Annotated in this window: 13 protein-coding genes; 12 read left to right on the top strand and 1 reads right to left on the bottom strand. The window is 53.4% G+C overall.

The features are described 5' to 3' along the window. Positions 1 to 124 precede the first annotated feature (124 nt). The 5 genes from spoIIID to DL346_RS23070 all read left to right on the top strand — a co-directional run bounded on the left by spoIIID (position 125) and on the right by DL346_RS23070 (position 3,857). Positions 125 to 412, top strand: a complete 288-nt coding sequence (gene spoIIID / locus DL346_RS23090) for a sporulation transcriptional regulator SpoIIID (protein WP_112884756.1) — start codon at positions 125 to 127, stop codon at positions 410 to 412. Between the two features lie 104 nt (positions 413 to 516). Continuing rightward, positions 517 to 1,530, top strand: coding sequence for a rod shape-determining protein (mreB, locus tag DL346_RS23085; protein WP_112884755.1), 1,014 nt, complete (start codon positions 517 to 519; stop codon positions 1,528 to 1,530). A gap of 215 nt (positions 1,531 to 1,745) precedes the next feature. Beyond that, positions 1,746 to 2,609, top strand: coding sequence for a flagellar hook-basal body protein (locus DL346_RS23080; protein ID WP_112884754.1), 864 nt, complete (start codon positions 1,746 to 1,748; stop codon positions 2,607 to 2,609). Between the two features lie 58 nt (positions 2,610 to 2,667). Continuing rightward, entirely contained in the window at positions 2,668 to 3,489 is an 822-nt protein-coding gene (locus DL346_RS23075) for a flagellar hook-basal body protein (protein WP_112884753.1), read from the top strand. Positions 3,490 to 3,506: 17 nt separating this feature from the next. Beyond that, complete coding sequence (locus DL346_RS23070; protein WP_240633377.1) at positions 3,507 to 3,857, top strand: DNA-directed RNA polymerase subunit beta; 351 nt, start codon at positions 3,507 to 3,509, stop codon at positions 3,855 to 3,857. 143 nt (positions 3,858 to 4,000) lie between these two features. On the opposite strand, the gene DL346_RS23065 is transcribed toward DL346_RS23070, so the two are convergent. Further along, positions 4,001 to 6,175, bottom strand: a complete 2,175-nt coding sequence (locus DL346_RS23065; protein WP_112884752.1) for a hypothetical protein — start codon at positions 6,173 to 6,175, stop codon at positions 4,001 to 4,003. A 244-nt stretch (positions 6,176 to 6,419) separates the two neighbouring features. Here DL346_RS23065 and DL346_RS23060 point away from each other — a divergent pair, with 244 nt between their 5' ends. From DL346_RS23060 to DL346_RS23030, 7 genes are all read left to right on the top strand, one after another. Then, entirely contained in the window at positions 6,420 to 7,010 is a 591-nt protein-coding gene (locus DL346_RS23060; RefSeq protein ID WP_112884751.1) for a CDP-alcohol phosphatidyltransferase family protein, read from the top strand. A gap of 163 nt (positions 7,011 to 7,173) precedes the next feature. Continuing rightward, complete coding sequence (fabZ, locus tag DL346_RS23055) at positions 7,174 to 7,605, top strand: 3-hydroxyacyl-ACP dehydratase FabZ (RefSeq protein WP_112884750.1); 432 nt, start codon at positions 7,174 to 7,176, stop codon at positions 7,603 to 7,605. 95 nt (positions 7,606 to 7,700) lie between these two features. Then, positions 7,701 to 9,404 (top strand): phospho-sugar mutase, encoded by a 1,704-nt coding sequence (locus tag DL346_RS23050; RefSeq protein WP_112884749.1) that lies wholly within the window; start codon positions 7,701 to 7,703, stop codon positions 9,402 to 9,404. A gap of 92 nt (positions 9,405 to 9,496) precedes the next feature. Next, positions 9,497 to 11,602: a DUF5693 family protein gene (locus DL346_RS23045; protein WP_112884748.1), complete on the top strand. Its 2,106-nt coding sequence runs from the start codon at positions 9,497 to 9,499 to the stop codon at positions 11,600 to 11,602. Next, positions 11,551 to 12,693, top strand: a complete 1,143-nt coding sequence (gene csaB / locus DL346_RS23040) for a polysaccharide pyruvyl transferase CsaB (RefSeq protein ID WP_112884747.1) — start codon at positions 11,551 to 11,553, stop codon at positions 12,691 to 12,693. Before DL346_RS23045 ends, csaB begins: the two co-directional genes overlap by 52 nt. Before the next feature lie 232 nt (positions 12,694 to 12,925). Continuing rightward, positions 12,926 to 14,062, top strand: a complete 1,137-nt coding sequence (locus DL346_RS23035) for a glycosyltransferase family 4 protein (protein WP_112884746.1) — start codon at positions 12,926 to 12,928, stop codon at positions 14,060 to 14,062. A gap of 170 nt (positions 14,063 to 14,232) precedes the next feature. Further along, the gene (locus DL346_RS23030) at positions 14,233 to 18,360 is read left to right on the top strand and encodes an S-layer homology domain-containing protein (protein ID WP_165822635.1); all 4,128 of its coding nucleotides are present in this window, start codon (positions 14,233 to 14,235) and stop codon (positions 18,358 to 18,360) included. Positions 18,361 to 18,843 lie beyond the last annotated feature (483 nt).

The following is an 18,843-nucleotide window of genomic DNA, read 5'->3' as shown; positions in this document are numbered from 1 at the left end:
GCGGAAAAGCACCCGTTTCTGAAAATAATTGCGCTTCTTAGGCTTGTCACGCTTGGACACAAAGAATATATACCCGTACCCCTCATATAATGTACCAAACTATCTCGAGTAGGGAGGCGGGAGCGTGCACGATTACATCAAAGAACGGACCATAAAAATCGGCCGTTGCATCGTCGAGACGAAGCACACGGTGCGGACGATCGCTAAAGAATTTGGCGTCTCCAAGAGCACGGTGCACAAGGATTTGACCGAGCGTTTGCCGGAAATAAATCCCGATTTGGCGGACCAGGTGAAGCATATCCTAGAGTACCACAAGTCGATCCGGCACCTGAGGGGAGGAGAAGCGACCAAAATCAAGTATAAGAAGAGCTCCGGGCGTAAGCGCGAGGTTCTCGCAGCTGCAAAAACGTAAGCGATTTTTTCTACAAAAATAGAGGAATTTCGATCATTTCAGCGAATACTAAACAAGATGATCATTGCATCGAATTCTTATTCGCCGTGGAGGATTTAGTACTTATGTTTAGCAAGGATATTGGGATCGATTTAGGGACAGCGAATGTCTCCATTCACGTAAGAGGGAGGGGCGTTGTACTGGATGAGCCTTCTGTCGTCGCGATTGAAAGCGAGACGAAGCGCGTGCTTGCGGTAGGTGAAGAAGCGCATCGGATGGTCGGACGGACTCCTGGTAACATTATCGCCATCAGACCGCTGAGAGACGGCGTTATCGCCGATTTCGAAATTACGGAAATCATGCTGAAGGCCTTTATCGATCGCGTCGGCGGCCGTTCTTGGTACAGCCGCCCTCGCATCTTAATTTGCGCCCCGACGAACATTACGTCGGTGGAGCAGAAGGCGATCCGCGAAGCTGCCGAGCGCAGCGGCGCAAAGGACGTCTTCCTCGAAGAGGAGCCGAAGGCGGCCGCGATTGGCGCGGGCATGGACATTTATCAGCCTAGCGGCAACATGGTTGTCGATATTGGCGGCGGCACAACGGACGTAGCCGTGCTTTCCATGGGCGACGTTGTGACCGCCTCTTCGATTAAGATCGCAGGGGACAAGTTCGATGAAGCGATCATGAAGTATATCAAGAATAAGTACAAGCTGATGATCGGCGAACGGACTAGCGAGGATATCAAGATCAAAATCGGCTCGGTCTATGACAATGGCTTCAAAGACGAGATCGACATTCGCGGACGGGATATGGTTACGGGCTTGCCGCTTACGGTGACGATATATTCGGAAGAAGTGCGCGAAGCGCTTTGGGAACCGGTGTCGTCCATTGTATCGGCGGCCAAGTCCGTGCTGGAGCGGACACCGCCGGAATTGTCGGCCGATATTATTGACCGCGGCGTCATCCTGACGGGGGGCGGCGCGCTTCTTAGCGGCCTTGACGCGCTTCTGGCCGAGGAACTGAAAGTACCTGTATTGATCGCTGAAGACCCGATGCATTGCGTCGTGAAAGGGACAGGCCTGCTGCTCGACCATTTGGACCGCTCTCCTCGCAGAGAGAAAACCAAGCGCCAAGCATAAGCTGCGAAGCGGCAGCTGCAGGATGTCCGGGTAGGACGCCTTAGGGGGGCGTGCCGAGGGGCATCGCCTGCAGAATAGTTCTTAAGTCATGCGGCCTTCTATACATCGAGAGGACGAGTTGTCCGATATATACGGTAGAGATTAGATGGTTCGGCCATATGGATGGGAACGAAAGAGCCGATCCGGCAACGTTACAGCGTTCAGGAGGTAGCTTCATGCTAAGAGGTCTGTATACCGCTGCATCGGGGATGATTTCGCAGCAGCACCGGCATGATACGGTAACCAATAATATTTCAAACTTGAATACACCCGGTTATAAACAGAAGAGCGCCGTTACGCACTCCTTCCCGGATATGCTGCTTCGGCTCTCCGGCGTTGAAGAAGGAGGCGGCCGCGCGGTCGGCAAGCTCAATACCGGGGTGTTCGCGGAAGAAAGCATTCAGATCAACCTGCAGGGCGACTTGATGCAGACGAATCGGTTCAGCGATTTCGCCATCGTATCGGACATCGAGGTGCCCGGCATGAATTTCGACGCATCCGGCAAAGCGATGTCGGCGGACGGGAGCTACGTGTTTCAGCCGCAGGCATTCTTTACGGTTCAGAATACAAACGGCGAAACCCGTTATACGCGGGACGGCCAATTCAAGCTTGACGATGAGGGCTACCTGACGCTGCCCGACGGATCCCGCGTACTCGGCGCCGACGAGCAGCCGTTCCGCTTGCCTGACGGCATGACGTTCAATCAATTGGTCTTGACGAGCGGCAATCAGCTCGTTGATCCGATGACGGGCGCCAGCGCCGGTCAATTGCTTATTACGCGGGTCGAGAATCCGAACATGCTCATCCGCGAAGGAGATGGTAAGTTCAGGGTCGGCGACGATGCGGCCGGGATCCGTCCGATCGGCGCGAATGACCGCGTAGAGCTGAAGCAAGGGTACGTCGAGCGCTCCAACGTCGATTCGGCTCAGTCGATGGTCGACTTGATGTCGGCGGCGCGTGCTTATGAAGCGAACCAGAAGGTTATACAATTTTATGATAAAAGTTTGGATAAAGCGGTGAATGAGATCGGACGGGTATAACCGCCCGCATAGCAGCATGAGCGATGCGTGAGGACGCACGGCAGAGGAGGTTGCAGAATTGAACGGTTCGATGATTAACGCGATGGTGTCCATGAGCGGGCTGCAGCAGAAGCTGGACCTATTGGCGGACAATATCGCCAACGTGAATACGGTCGGCTATAAGCGCAAGACCGGGACATTCGAGGACCTGCTGACAACGCTGAAGAAGCAGCCGGAGGTGTTTAATCAGCCGGGACGGCTTACGCCGCTTGGCTTCAACCAAGGCTGGGGCTCGCGGTTGACCATGATTCAGCCGGATTTCTCCCAAGGACCGATTCAGCAAACGGACCAGCCTCTTGACGTCGCGATCGAAGGTAATGCGCTGTTTGAAGTAACCGTTAACGACCAAGGCGATCTCGGTTATACGCGCGGCGGGTCGTTTCAGACCTCGTTCACGCGTGACGGCGTTCATATATTGACGACTAAAGAGGGTTACCCGATCTCATCTGTCGACGGCAACCCGATCGAGATTCCCGCGGAAATGAAGGAAGTCCGCATTGATGCGAGCGGCAGCATCATCGGCACGCTCCCTTCCGGCGAGCTTGTCCCGATGGGACGGCTGAAGCTGGTGCAGGTGGACAAACCTTCGCTGCTGTCGCAGGTTGCGGACAATTTGTTCGCGATTGCGGACGGTTTTGCGGTCGGTGATGTACTTCACCAGGTGACCGCGAGCGCGGAAACGAATATCGATATCAAACAGGGCTTTTTGGAGCAATCTAATGTTGTCATGTCCGACGAGATGACCGAATTGATCAGCGTGCAGCGGGCTTATCAGCTCAGCGCAAGGGCATTGTCCTCCAGCGATACGATGCTGGGCCTTGCGAACAATCTGCGCGCGTAAGAAATGAGTGAATGCGTATGGATGCAAAAAAAGAAACGGCGGCCGGCATGGAAAGCGTCGCGCAAGCGGAGCGGCCTAATCTGCTGAGCTCACCGCCGGCAAGCAAGAAGCAGCGTCAAGGCGGCAATAACCAGCCGGAACGCGAGTCCGGTGTTGTTAAAGGGAAGGCGTCGGTGCGCAAAAAGCGCCATCCGGCACTTCGGGCCCTTCTGTGGACGCTGCGAAAGAGCATCGTTCCGATCCTGTGCGTCCTTGCTCTGCTCGGCGGCATGTATGCTGGGTATGCGGTCCTTGGCCATCGCCCGGGAGAAGAAGTATTTGACCTTGCGACTTGGAAGCATATGTACGATCTTGTATTTGCGGATTAATTTATACTTTCACATGGCGGTCACAGGAGGGGCAATCCTGGACCCGCTCTTTTTCGTCCCTTATCCAAAAAGCACCTCTTCGACTATCGTCGCCGCTCGCGGTGATTGCGTCGAACGAGGTGCTTTTTTGATGAGAAGAGAGGTTATTTTACGACGACCCGGATGCTGACGGACTTGCCGTCGAGCACGGCTTTTATGATTGTGCTTCCTTTAGCTGCCGCGGTGACGATGCCGTTCTGGACGGTTGCCACTTTTCGATTGCCGACCGTCCAAGCAGCGGTCTTCGTTACATCGGTTACGCGGCCGCCTTCGTACTCCGCCGTTACGTTAACGGTTTCTTTGCCCTCGGCTGCAAGCGTAACGGATTTGGTCGACGCACTGAGCTTCTTCACTTTAGCGACGACCGTAAGGGCAACCTCGACGGATTTGCCTTGATACGTGCCTGTCAGCTTGCCTGAGCCTTCCTTAAGTGCCTTTATGGAGCCGTTCTTAATGGAAGCGAGCGTTTCCGGATTGACTTCCCAGTTCATCTTGGTCGTGAGGGATACGGATTTACCGCTCTTGTATATGCCCGTCACTTTCAGGCTCTTGGTCCGGGAAGGATTCAAGGTAAGGGTCTCCGTCTCTACGAACAGTTTCTTAATTTCCTCTTCGATCGCGACGCGGACTGTCGTTGATTTGCCCAGGTAGGTGGCGGTCAATGTGACGTTCGACGCCTGCAAGCCTCTCATATTCGGCGTTTTCACGAGCAGGTTGGCAGACGAGCTCTTCCAGGTCACTTTGTCCGTGACATTTTCCTCTTCGCCGCTTTCATACATGACGGTAATGACCGGCAGCTTGATTTCCTTGCCGATGATGACGGAAGCATTGGCTTGATCGGGCGTCAGTAAAATCGGCCTCTCGTGCACTTCTACGGTAACGCTGACCGATTTGGATTGAACGGTTCCGGTTAGAACGGCTGTGCCGAGCTTCTTTGCGGTCCATGTGCCATCCACCTTGTCCACGATATCTTTATTGCTGCTTGTCCAGCTCACAAGACTCGAGACATCGATGGTTTCTTCGGCGATCGACTCCGCAGTCACCTTAGGAAGCGCGATGGCTTCGTCCAAGAACGCGTCTACGGAAGCTTTGGCTGCCTTCAGGCTGCCGACCGTAGGATAAACCGTTACGGATACTTGCTGCGAAACGCCCAAGTAGCTGGCTTTAATAAAGGTCGTGCCCACCCCTTTCGGCATGACGACTCCGTCCTTGCTTACGGTGGCCGCATAGAAGTTCGAGGATGTCCATGTCGCCTTGGAGGTGACGGTCTCCGGCGCTTCGTCGCCTTTCCTAACAACGACGCTGAATTGGATCGGTTCATCTTGCAGCGTGACATGCTGATCTTCTTTCGGCGTGATGCGCATGGCTTCGAAGGCCGGGCGGACAACAACGTCGATGCGGCTCTTAACGCCCAGGCAGGAAACGGAAATCGTCGTCGTACCGCTTCCAACCGGAGTGACGACGCCTTTGGAGACGGTAACGACAGCGGAATTGCCGGTTGTCCATTCCGCAAGATCGGTAACGTCGGATAGCGTATCGTCTTCATCCGCGGCCGAAGCCGACAATGCTGCGGCGCTGTCGCCGACGTTGAACTCCAGCAGCTCCTCCGGGGAGATCGATAATGACTTGTAAGGCGAGGTAACAGATAGCTTTATGGAATCGGATCTGCCTTTATATTTGGCCGTGATCGTTGTTTCGCCGGCCGCAAGCAGCTTGATTTCCCCGGCGTCCACGGTTGCAACCGAGGTGCTGGAGCTCGTCCATAGTGCGGAATCGGTGACGTTCTCGTCGGCTTTGCCGCTCTTTGCCGCCATCAGCTCATAGGCGATCGTATCGCCGAGATGGACGTCTGCCGCCGTTGCCGCGAGATTTCCATTCTCCGTCAGTTTGACGCTGTCATATAGATAGTGTACGGAGACAGGGAGCGTGATTTTGAAGCCTTTGTACGAGGCGCTTACGATTGCCGTGCCGCTGGTCAGGCCGACCAGCACGCCTGCGGACGCTTTCGCGACGGCCGTATTGGATGAGCTCCACACGGCGTCATTCGTAACGTCTTTGACGGAAGTCGCGCCCGGAATCGATGCATTTACTTGCAGGGAAATCGTATCGTCATCAACATATAGCACGGCTGGCGAAGGCGCATTGTCGAATGTAATGCCTGTTACAACCTCTTCCGCGTAGGCAAGTCCCGCAAAGGACGAGAAGCTAAGGACGATGGCGAGCATGACGGACAGCCAGGTACCGTACCGTTTAGATGCCGCGTGTTTGTTCGTGCGCATGTGGTTTAAAACCTCCAAAGACTCGATTTTTCCGTATCTTCTATAATTAACGGCTATCGAGACTGAAATTTGAAGGCATAACACATCTTTTTCCATATTTAGTTGCCCGGGCACGGCGGCTCAGAGAGAAGAATGGCTGGATTTCGCGGCACTTGCACTGGTTTTATTTTTTCCAGCGTAGAGTTATAATGGGAAAGAATCTTCAGAAGCATCTTTCCGTTAGAAGGTAAGGGGGCGTAAACGTTTGAATTTGCCTAATTTGCTCACGATGCTTCGCTTTGCCTTAATACCCGTTTACGTTGCCGTTTTTGCATCGGACTCTTCGAATCATATGAAGTGGGCATTTTTAGTCGTGGTCATAGCCGGACTGACAGATATACTGGACGGTTATTTGGCCCGGAAGTATGGACAGGTGACCTCGGTAGGGGCGATGCTGGATCCGCTTGCGGACAAGACAATGATGATTACCGTCATTTTGTCGCTGCTCTTAACCGGACATATTCCTTGGAGCGCGGGCGCGGCTATATTTATCCGCGACGCAGGGATGATCATCGGATCGGCTTTCTTTCATTTCCGGGGGAAGAAGACGGTACCAGCAAACTGGATGGGGAAATTAACGACGATCTTGTACTACCTGGCGATCATGTTCATTTTTTTCGAACTGCCTTTTGCCAGGACGTATTTGTGGGGCGTTATCGTGTTCTCCTTCATCACTTCCTTCATCTATATCTTCCTGTTCGTCGCGCTGAACAAGGATGATGAGGAGCAGACCGAAGGAGCGGCGTCCGTCCAGCCTGCCGGCAAGAAGCAGGATAAAGACTTACCGCATGTATGAGAAGATTAAAAAGGAGATTGAACTCGCAAAAGGCCGCGTGAACGGCGTTGCAGCCTTCAATCTCCCTTATCTTAACCCCACGACTGCAGTTTCGTGATGGATGGCCTTATTTTGGCACAAGTCCAAGCAATTTATTACAACCGCCTTGAAGGGAGATCGTTTCATGCTGGATATTAGACAAATTCAAGAAATCATTCCGCACCGCCCGCCGTTTCTGCTCGTTGACCGCATTCTTGAGGTGGAAGAAGGCAAACGCGCCGTCGGGATCAAGAACGTATCGATGAATGAGCCGTTCTTTACGGGTCATTTCCCGCAATACCCGGTAATGCCGGGTGTGCTTATTGTTGAGGCTCTGGCTCAAGTAGGCTGCGTGGCCATCCTTAAAGTCGAGGAGAACCGCGGCAAAATCGGCTTCTTCGCCGGTATCGACAACTGCCGGTTCCGCGGACAAGTCGTTCCGGGAGATACGCTAAGGCTGGAAGTGGAAATTACGCGCCTTAAGGGCATGATCGGCAAAGGACAAGCGGTAGCCAAGGTTGGGGACAAGGTTGTCGCGGAGTGCGAAATTATGTTCGCGCTGAAGGATCCGGAATAAGTCTCATTGGGCTGCGTGCAGGCAGGCTCTGCACGCCGTTTTTTTATATAAATGAGAACCTTTACTGACTACATATGGAGAGAGGATGCTAAAGGATGAACCAATCCGCTGTTGAACGTTATGAGGCATGGTTGAGCGATCCGCTAATTGACGCGGCGACGAAGGAAGAGCTGGCTGCGCTCAGAGGCAATGAGAAAGAAATCGAGGACCGCTTCTACCGCGAGCTGGAGTTCGGGACAGGTGGGCTGCGCGGCGTCATGGGCGCCGGCACGAACCGCTTGAACGCTTATACGGTCGGCAAAGCCACTCAAGGATTGGCGAACTGGGTGCTTGGGAAGAGCAGCGTTCCATCGGTTGTCATTGCTTATGATTCCCGCAATAATTCGCCGGAGTTTGCGCTTGACGCTGCTCTTGTGCTGGCTGCAAACGGCGTTAAAGCTCATGTTTTCCAGTCGCTTCGTCCGACGCCGCAGCTCTCGTTCGCGGTACGCGCACTTGGCGCGACAAGCGGGATTGTCATCACGGCAAGCCATAATCCGCCTGAATATAACGGATACAAAGCATACGGCTCCGACGGGTGCCAGCTTGTCCCGGAGGACGCGGCAGAGGTGATCGGCGCCATTCAGCAGGTGACGGGCTTCGATCAAGTGCGCCGCATCAGCCGCGAGGAAGCGGAAGCGAAGGGTCTGCTGCACTGGCTGGGCGAAGCGGAAGACCGCGACTATATTCAAACCGTTGCGGCTGAGAGCTTGAACAGCGGCCTGCTGAAGGATGGACTGGGCGAGTCTCTGACCGTTGTCTATACGCCGCTTCACGGGGCGGGGAATATGCCTGTTCGCGAGGTGCTGAAGGAAATCGGACTGTCGAATGTTCACATCGTACCGGAGCAGGAGAAGCCGGACGGCTATTTCAGCACGGTGAAATCGCCGAACCCGGAGGAGCGGGAAGCGTTCGCGCTCGCCATCAAGCTCGGACAAGAGCTCGGCGCCGATATCATTGTCGGCACGGATCCGGACTGCGACCGCATGGGCGCGGTTGTGCGCAACAATGAAGGCGAATACGTCGTGCTGACGGGCAACCAGTCCGGCGCGATCATGGTCAATTACTTGCTCGGCTCGCTGAAGGAGCGGGGAGAACTGCCGGCTAACGGCGTTGTCGTGAAAACGATCGTAACGAGCGAAATGGGCGCCGATATCGCGGAATCCTACGGTGCGGAAGTCGTCAATACGCTGACCGGCTTCAAATATATCGGGGAGAAAATAACCCAATACGAGCGCAGCGGCGAGCGTTCCTTCTTGTTCGGCTATGAGGAAAGCTACGGTTATTTGGCCGGCACGTATGCCCGCGATAAAGACGCCGTTATTGCCTCCATGCTAATTTGCGAAGCGGCTGCTTATTATAAGAGCAAGGGCAAAACGCTTTACGACGTGCTCTTGGAGCTGTATGCGAAGTTTGGCAACTACATGGAGCATTTGGAGTCCCGTACGCTTAAAGGCGTGGACGGCGTTCAGCAAATCGCGGCGATCATGGAAGACTGGCGCAGCAATCCGCCGGCCGAAATCGGCGGCGTGGACGTAACCCGCGTGCTCGACTATTTGCCTGGCCTGGACGGGCTGCCTCCCGAAAACGTGCTTAAATACATGCTCGCCGACGGTTCCTGGTTCTGTCTGCGTCCGTCGGGCACGGAGCCGAAAATAAAAGTTTATTTTGCCGTTCGCGGAAACTCGCAGGACGAGGCGAAGGCGGCGATCGCTCGCCTGACTCAAATCGTAATGGAGCGGGTAGATAATAGGGCATAGCTGCAGTACCTTCCGTACGTGAAATTTTCCTGCGGAACATACAGACCATCGTAGCGAAAATTTCCTACGGCATATGTTAAGGAGTGGAAGACGTGCATAACTGGCAACACTGGAATCGTAAAGCAAACATTGTTCTTTGTGTATTGGTTATCTTAGGCTTGATCGCGGCGCTGCCGATCGGCGCCGTGCGCTGGAAGATGGAGAAAACATCGGACAAGGTGCAAATGGTGTTCGATTATCGGGATTTGGTGCAGATTGCGGCCTATAAATCGCATCCGAAGCAATTCCTGAAGGACGAGCTCGTTAAGATGCAGGCCGCCGGCATTAACGCAATGGCGGTATTCGAGTCGTCGCTGCAGGAGCTGAGCTGGGCGGGACGTCTATCGCTGTACAATACGGCGACGGCCTCTGAGCTGCAAGGTAAGCCGGCTGCGGCAGATGAGAATTTCACGTACGTGCTCTTTGCCGGCGGTGAGGACGAGAAGGCGATTCGTCCGGTCATCGAGGCTACTTTTAAACAATGGGGCATCTCAACCTCTTCGTGGAGCTACGAAGGCCACGGCGGCCTTATTCTGGAAACGCCGCTGGAGGATGCGATCCTGAAGCCGATGGTTCCGGATCCGATTGCGGTAAGCGAGCTGCATGAGGCCGGGTTTACCCTTATGCCGCGGCTATCCGACCGCGTTCCGTTCGATGCGGCATCGGTAGATGCGATGCTTGGTTCTTTTGAGCAGATGGGCGTTAAACGCATTTTGTTCGAAGGCGATTCGGTAAAAGGCTTCACGGACAATGCCGAGCTGAAAAGCTTGAACCAGTTCGCGGAGCTCTTGAACAAGCATGGTATCGGAATCGCGACGATCGAGAACTCTAAACCGCAGAAGGGTATGGGCACCCTTGGTTATTTGACTCATTATAATGTAGTAAGGCTGTATTCGCTTTCCGATAACGATTCGGCTTCGATGAAGCCCGAAGAGATTGCCGACCGGTTCCAGCTTGCGGCGAAGGATCGCAGCATCCGCATGTTCTATCTGAACGGCGCTCCATCGAGCAGTCCGGTGAAATCGGCCATTACCGATCCGCTTCAAAATCTATATGATGCGATGCAGGACAAAGATGGCGTGCTCGCCAAAATGGACAAGCTTGGCTTCGAGATCGGTCAGCCGCAGCCATTCCAGTACGAATCACCTTCATGGATTAAGCCGCTCAAAGGCATTGTCGTCGTTGGCGCGATTGCGTTTATTACGCTGCTGATCAGCGCGTTTGTGACGGGCGTTGCCATTCCGGTATTTGTGCTCGGTCTTATTGGCAGCGCCGGCTTGTACGTGCTGTCGAAGCCGATCCTGGAGCAGGCGCTGGCGCTTGGGGCATCCATTAGCGCGCCGACGCTGGCGCTGATCTGGGCGATTCGCCGCGTTCGCGCTCATACCATCGGCAACCGCAGGCCGATCGGCGGCGCAGCGGACACCACGCGCATTGACGTCGATCAAGTACGGTGGTTCTTCCCTGGACTGGGGGCATGGCGCCGGCTTATGATGGCTATCACGATTTTTGTTACTACGGCCTTGATTTCGATGAGCGGCATTCCGTTTATCGTCGGTCTGCTGAACAATATCACGTACAAGCTTGTCTTGGAGCAGTTCCGGGGCGTCAGCCTGCTGCATTTGGCACCGATTGCGCTCGTTGCGCTGTATTTGTTCCTCTATACCGGCGACTCGGTAATCGGTAATTTGCGGAAATTGCTGAAGATGCAAATCACCTTGCTTTGGGTTGGCGTCGCAGGCGTCCTCGGCGTCATGGCGCTGTACTATTTGTCCCGTACGGGCAATGAAGGACAAGCTTCTTCCTTGGAATTGATGTTCCGCAACACGCTGGAGTCCACCTTCGGCGTCCGTCCGCGGACGAAGGAATTCCTGCTTTCGCACCCGCTGTTCTTCTTCGGGCTTTTCCTCGCGCTTCGATATCGCGCTGCGTGGGTATTATTTATTGTAGGCTCGATTGGGCAGCTTTCTATGGTAGACACGTTCGCTCACATTCATACGCCCCTTCTGATTTCCATCATCCGTGATTTGCTCGGCCTTGTGCTTGGCGCTCTGATTGGACTTGCGATGATCGGCGTATGGCAAATTGGGGAAGGAGTTTGGAAACGATGGGCACCACGAGCCACACAACTGAAACAGGGCTACAAGTCCGGCGTGTAGTCATCTCCGGCTACTATGGTTTCCGCAACAGCGGAGACGAGGCGGTCCTGAAATCGATCCTGTTCGCGCTGGAGGAGGAAGGCCGGCAGCAAGGGCTTCGGATCGAACCCGTCGTTCTATCCATTGATCCGGCTTGGACGACCGGGATGTACGGCGTGGAAGCCGTGCACCGGATGCGCCTCGGCGAGGTCGTTCGCGCGATTCGCAGCAGCGATGGCCTCATTAGCGGAGGCGGCAGTTTGCTCCAGGATGCGACAAGCGCGAAGACGATTCCTTATTATACCGGCATCCTGAAGCTGGCTCAGCTGCTCGGGAAGCCGACATTCGCGTATGCGCAAGGCATCGGGCCTGTGAATCGCCGGTGGATGGACCGGCTGATTCGCGGGGTCATGCGCCGCAGCGCGTATGTCTCTGTGCGAGACACCGAATCCGCCGCTTTGCTTGGGCGGATCGGGGTGCCTCGCGACCGGATCGACGTAGTGCCCGATCCGGTCATGGCGCTGCCGCTGCCGGCAGCGCAGCCGCCTGCGGGCGGCCCGGGCGCCGGCGCGGCGCTGCCGCTCATCGGCGTGTCCTTGCGCCACTGGCGCAAGGACGGCGCCGACTTGGCGCTCTTCGCTGCCGCGCTGGGCGCGTTGAACCGCAGCCGGGCGGTGCGGCTGCGGTTCCTGCCTTTCCACACCCCATCAGACGCGGAAGCGTCGCGATGGGTGATGGAGCGGCTCGGCGATCTCGGCGGAAGCACGGCCGAAATTGCCGAGCCCGGCGAAGACCCCCAGCAAATGCTGCTGGAGGTCAGCCGATGCGACGCGCTGCTGGGCATGCGCCTGCACGCGCTGATCTATGCGGCGAATCAGTCCGTGCCGATGCTCGGACTGTCCTACGATCCGAAGATCGATCAATTCCTGAATCGGATCGGTCTGACGCCGATCGGCACGACGGAAGCGCTCGATCCGCAAGCATTCGTCACGGCAATGGGCGAGCTGCTCGACAATCCGGAGCAATGGCGGTCGAGGCATCAAGCGGCAATCTCGCAATTAAAACAAGAAGCGCGCAGACCGGCGAAACAAATCGCAGCTTATTTACGTTAATCTATATGTAGATTTCTCCCTCTCCCCAACACGAGCAGCGACTACTAAAGCTTGGATATAACGCCGAAAAATGTAGCGAATGCGCTGTGCGAGAAAGAAAATGTCGCAAAATCTCGACCAAGCAAGCGATTTAAAGGGGAAATCCGTGAAAATTGCTTGAAAATGAGAGTGGAGTTTCTTTTTCAAACAGCGTATAATTCAATCCGGCGATAGCTATGAAAGGGAGATGGAAATGAGTCAGGTCGTACTCTACACAATCGGATTTATCATTTCATTATGTCTTGCGCTTGTGTTAACCCCGTTTGTCATTAAATTCGCAAACAAAATCGGGGCGATCGACAAGCCCAACCATCGTAAAGTACACACACGAATCATGCCGCGGCTTGGCGGTTTAGGTATATATGCAGCTTTCGTTGGAGCTTATTTCGCGGTCAAACCTTTCATCCCGGAAGGCTTGCTTCGCAGCTATGACACCAACCTGATGAACGCGCTGCTCGCAGGCGGCTCGATCATCGTCATCATTGGCGCGCTGGACGACCGCTTCGAACTGTCCGCCAAAGTCAAACTGCTGGGCCAACTGATTGCGGCTTGCGTTGTCGTATTCGGCTTCGGCGTTAAGATCGACCTAGTTAATATTCCGTTCGGCGAAGCCATGCAGCCAATTGCGGCATGGATCAGTATCCCGCTCACGATCATCTGGATCGTAGGCGTAACGAACGCGATCAACTTGATTGACGGCTTGGACGGCTTGGCTGCCGGCGTATCCGGCATTGCCATCAGCAGCATTCTCGTCATGGCCGCATTCATGGGCTCTGCCCCAGTCATCTTGCTGAGCGCGCTGCTTCTAGGCGGCGTAATCGGCTTCCTGGTTTACAATTTTCATCCGGCCAAGATTTTCATGGGAGATACCGGCTCCTTGTTCCTCGGCTTCAGTCTGGCAACCTTGTCGATGATGGGCTTTAAGCAGGTGACGATGGTCTCCTTCGTAACGCCGCTTCTGATTATCGGCGTGCCATTGTCGGACACATTCTTCGCGATCGTTCGCCGCTGGGTAAACAAGAAACCGATCTTCGCGCCGGATAAAGGCCACCTGCATCACTGCCTGCGCGAGCTTGGCTTCAGCCATCGCCGCACGGTATTGATCATTTACGGTATCGCATCGGTATTCGGCATTTGCGCCGTCCTGCAATCGACAATCGTGCAATCCGATGCAGCTAACTGGATTACGTTCGGCGTCATTCTAGTGCTCGTGTTCATTCTGCAAATCGGGGCAGAGCTGATCGGCATCGTGGATAAAACCCGCCGTCCGCTGCTGAACTTCCTGCAGCGTCTGGTTCTAAGAACTACTGAGCAATCTCGCTCGAAATAATAGGTACGGTTTAATGAACTTCGTTCCCGCGCGGGAACGAAGTTTTTTATTGTTGCCGCAAATCCGGATCCGGTACATTTCTAGAGATCGTCTAAACTTTTGGCCTTACAGCGCCGATAAAAAAGATACATGAAACGATGAGAAATGGACTGGAGTGGAGGAGACGCACCGTGATTAGAAAATTAGGTACATGGTTTATTTTGCTGGCCCTAGTCATTCAATTATTGCCTGTCCAACGCATGGAGACGGCTAATGCGGCGACAGGCAATTTCACGTTCCCAAGCGAAAGCGACCAAATTGGTTCACCGCGAGTGACGACCGAGGAGCGCATCACGCTGCAGGGGACCATCAACAATGTCGATCCGACTTCGATCTCGTACAGCGTGTATCAAATCATTGATCAGTCCGACGAGTCCAAGATTGGAAGCACGCGCGAGAACCTTACCAGCAATATTTCGGTGAGCGGCTTTAGCATGCAGGTGTTCAACATCCAGCTGTTCCCGGGCTTGAACAAAATTACGTTCAAAGGCACGCAAGGCGGCGGCGAAGTGGTGAACTCCATTTACGTCGAGTACCGCAACGGCCCGATGCTGTTTGACTTGACGGCAAGTTTGGACGGGAACAACTTTCCGATCGCGGAGAACGGAACAACCGTAGTTCAGTCCACGACCTCGCGCGGACGCAACAGCGCGGATATCAGCATCACAGGTAAAGCGCCGAACGCGCAGCAAGTTACGATCGTCGTGAACGGAAGCAGTAAAACGTACTCGGTCAACAGCGCCAACAATAATTCGTTCGCCGCTGCGCCGATTACGCTGCAAAAAGGAAAAAACCAAGTGACGATCCGCATTAAGAACGGAACGCAAGTGATCGAAACCTCCCGCGATATCGCGTTCTATAACGGCAGCGTTACGTTCTATGACGTTGATATCAATGAAATGAACGGAGCGGCTAGCTTGCAATCGGCTGCCTTGGAGTACACGCCGAACTTTGTAATCAACACAGCTAATCGCTTAGAGCTGACGGGTAAAGTTATCGTACCGAACAGCTATTATGAGGATACGCCTTCGAGTCCCGCCGTGCCTCACCCGGATCCGACTTTGCCGCTTTCTACGATGAAGGCTAACCTCAAGAAGGTAACGGATTTGGCCTATACCGATATTTCATCAAGAATTACGAGCATCGTACCGGTTGGAACGCCTTCTCCTACAGATAAGTTCTTTGTTTATGAATACACGATTGATCTAGGCGCGGCAACCGCATACACGCTCGACACGATGTATAACGTAAAACTCACTGCCCGCAATGAAGAGAATGTCCATCTGAACCTGACGCCTACGGAACAAGGGACGGATGCGCTTTACTTCTCCTTGCGCGATAGTAATAGACCGTTTATCAGCCAAATCAATTATTTGTCCGGCTACAAGCCAACCAACTATCAAGGCATTGAAGGAACGACGCTTGAAGGAAAGAACATATATGGCTTGCCTCTAGGCATCGAGGTTCTTGTCGGCAACTCATCCGGTTCCGATGCCGTGACGGTAACCAGCATTTCGGATTTATACGGTCATACGATGACACCGGTACTGAAACCAATCCCTTCGGCAGGACAATCGCTTGCTTCAGGTCAATATGCCGTTCGAGAAACCTCGCTTGTAACGAGGGCGGTAAACGGGATTCCTCAAGTCTTCCAACGGGTTATCTTGGAGTTCTATAAAATGCCTTATGAGGGAACGCAAACGATTACGGTACGTGTAGGCGGCGCCGGCGGCGACACGGAATCGTCGAAGTTTACGCTGCTCTACGGTCCATATACCAACTTCAATAAAATTTTTGACGGCATGACGATTTATGATGATTCGACTCTATCGACGATAGACCGGATTACCGAAATCATTGCGAATAAATTAGGCAATTTCCAAGGCTCGCTGCAAAACATCAACAATACGTCGGAGATCAAGTACGACAATGCCTCCGGGCCGCGTACGGTTTACTTTTATATTAATAACGTTTCCTTCCCGCTGGAGATTGTCGGCGGCGACGTAACGCAATTCAAGCTTAAGACCGGCGAGGCGGGCAATGCGCTCAATGCCATGTTCAACGGGGAGAACACCATCAAGTTCGTCTTCCAAGGCTCCAAGAGCTACTATGAGAAAGTCGTGAAGGTAAATAAAGTGCCGACGAATCTGCCGGTTATTCCCGTTCAGTCGACTGGCGTATTCCCGTTCACTTACGAGGATGCCAACTCGAATCCGAAACCGATTCTAAACGATCCAAACTTCCCTAAGTCCGGATCGATCTACAACACGACCGAACCTTTCATGAATATTTACGGTACGTTCGACTTTATTGATTTAGGAGACTCAACGGGCGAGATTAACGGTAAAATGGCATCGTTGCTTACTCCGGACGCGCCTGGCCATAGGCCGGCCGACGATTACATTTTGAGAATTACGGGGGCTTCGCTCCTGACCGACATTACTTGGAAGCTAAGCGAACCGTTCCAAATCGTAAACGGCGAGACGCCGGTCGGCATTTATCCGGCTGGCGGGAACATCAACGGCGACTTGGTCGTCCGTTATGATATCGCTACGCAATCGTTCCAATTCCTATTGAGAAAGCAGGAGCTGAATGCCGACGGCAGCTCCAGCGTTTATCTGTTCAATGTCTATAACAGCGGTTTGACCGGGCCAAAAGCGACATATCGCCTAGAAGTGGATCCAACGGTACTGCCGTATAAGATCCTTCGTCCGTATATGCCGGCAGAAGGGATCGTCAATAAGAACTTCGTTGATGTGATCATCAATGCTAAAGGCGCGGAGAAGGTAACGATTAATAAGCAAGCTGCAGATAAGTTCGCTTATGATTCCGATAACAACCCGGCTAACGGCATGGAGTACCCGCACGCTTTTAAGGCCACAATCACGGGACTTAAACCGGGCGTGAACAAGATCAGCTTCACGATCGAGAGTTCATCCGATAAGGTGAGCAACTATATCGAAGTAAATTATACGCCGACCAACATTCCAGGCGCGGAATTCATGGACGAGATGAAGAATTCGAACAAAGTCTTCGACGGAGCGGTTTCCCTGACGTTCCCTAAAGGCACTGCGCTCATTCGCCGCGACTATAATGTTCCGGCTAACTTGAAGAGCCAAGTCTTCACGGGCCACAAGCTGTTGTTTGCCATTGCGAACCCCGAAGACGGCGTCGTCGACCGCCGCGAGTACGATAACCCGCCGGCAGACTTCGATCTGATTATGCAAAGCTTCGGTACGCGGTTTAAAGTATCGTTCCCGACTCGCTTCGTGAAGTCCAGCCCGGTTTACTGGATTGATGCCGGCCTTGCGGACGACACGGCGACGTCGAACTACGATCCGCTCAAGATGGGCGTGGATCCGTATCAATATCCAGGCGCCAAAGGCCCTGGAGATACGAAGATTCCAACCTATGACGATCGTCCGGATGACCGCGAGCTTGTCGCTTCCAAACGCGGAACGCTGACGCTGGCTTTCGACCCGAGCATCCGCAACACGGCCGGAACGATCGTAACGGTATTCCGCTACGATGTGAAAAATAAGTTCTGGGTTAACCTGGGCGGCACGGTAGATACGAAGAAGAACACGATTACGGTTCCGTTCGATCAATTCGGCTATTACGTGGCTGCGAAGATGGGCTACTCTTTCTCGGACGTCACGAACCATCCGTATGCACGCAACTATATGGAAGCTATATATTCCAAAGGCGTTATGAACGCAGCGAACTTCGATGATTTTGGTGCGGATATGTACACGACCCGGGGCGAGTTCACGAGCATGATCGTCAAGGCGCTCGATATTCCGCTCAACTACGAGCTGAGCAAGCCGCACTTCGACGACGTTCCGCCGATCATTAACCAGGATGCGTTATGGGACTACAGCACGATTGAGACGGCGGCGCGCGAAGGCATTATCCGCGGTACGCAGCCTCGGGCTTTTGAACCAACTGCTAACCTGTCCCGCGGCGATGCGGCTGTTTTCCTTGCGCGCGCTCTTAATCTAAAGCTCGAGACGGATTCTGAGAAAATTGATAAAGCGCTTCAGAAGACCTTCAAGGATTATGCGGAGATCGATTACTATGCCAAAGCTTCCGTTCTTGCGATTGCCAAGAAGGGCTACATTAAAGGGTCGCCTATCGATCCCGCGGATCCGAAGAAAGGCTTCACGTTCGAGCCGAAATCAAGCTTGCTCCGTTCGGATGCAGCTATCATTCTCGGAAAAATGCTAGCAGATCTCAAGAAGTTGCCTAAGTTGAACTAGCAGAAAATAGGCAAAGCTGCCCGGGAAATCCGGGCAGCCTTCATTAGTGCCTTTGCTATGAAATTTGCTAGAGTTATCTTTACATGGGAAATCTTATCTATCGACGAAAATAGGACATTCGTTCTATAATAAGTGACGTGGTAGACAAGTTATGCTAGTTCATGTGGCTTATCGACAAATTTAGAAAAAAGAAACATTAGAAAAAGATTAAAAAACTTTTTCCTAATGGCGCAACTTTTTCGAAACCTGTGCGTTTAATTACATGAACAAGGCAGCAGGGGATGCTGAGTTAGCGTAGCGGAGTACTTGGAACGAATTCTCAAATTACTCTTTACGCTATAAATAGCCCATTGTATAATGTTGTAGTGGTGTTCAGACTCTACCAATATTTTCTTGTCAACTTTTGTTTACAAGATTCTGCGACAAGTTCCTACAGGGAAGCAACTTCTTGCAGACACTTTTAATACTAATTCTGCTCAACTC

The organism is Paenibacillus montanisoli, from assembly GCF_003268025.1.
Lineage (GTDB): Bacteria > Bacillota > Bacilli > Paenibacillales > Paenibacillaceae > Paenibacillus_Z > Paenibacillus_Z montanisoli.
Note: the sequence above shows the minus strand (reverse complement) of the source record. Positions and strands in the feature narration are given on the sequence as shown.

Excerpts from the sequence above, each read along its gene's own strand:
- mreB (WP_112884755.1), top strand. The coding sequence starts at position 517 with ATGTTTAGCAAGGATATTGGGATCGATTTAGGGACAGCGAATGTCTCC.
- DL346_RS23080 (WP_112884754.1), top strand. The coding sequence starts at position 1,746 with ATGCTAAGAGGTCTGTATACCGCTGCATCGGGGATGATTTCGCAGCAG.
- DL346_RS23070 (WP_240633377.1), top strand. The coding sequence starts at position 3,507 with ATGGATGCAAAAAAAGAAACGGCGGCCGGCATGGAAAGCGTCGCGCAA.
- DL346_RS23065 (WP_112884752.1), bottom strand. The coding sequence starts at position 6,175 with ATGCGCACGAACAAACACGCGGCATCTAAACGGTACGGTACCTGGCTG.
- fabZ (WP_112884750.1), top strand. The coding sequence starts at position 7,174 with ATGCTGGATATTAGACAAATTCAAGAAATCATTCCGCACCGCCCGCCG.
- DL346_RS23050 (WP_112884749.1), top strand. The coding sequence starts at position 7,701 with ATGAACCAATCCGCTGTTGAACGTTATGAGGCATGGTTGAGCGATCCG.
- csaB (WP_112884747.1), top strand. The coding sequence starts at position 11,551 with ATGGGCACCACGAGCCACACAACTGAAACAGGGCTACAAGTCCGGCGT.
- DL346_RS23035 (WP_112884746.1), top strand. The coding sequence starts at position 12,926 with ATGAGTCAGGTCGTACTCTACACAATCGGATTTATCATTTCATTATGT.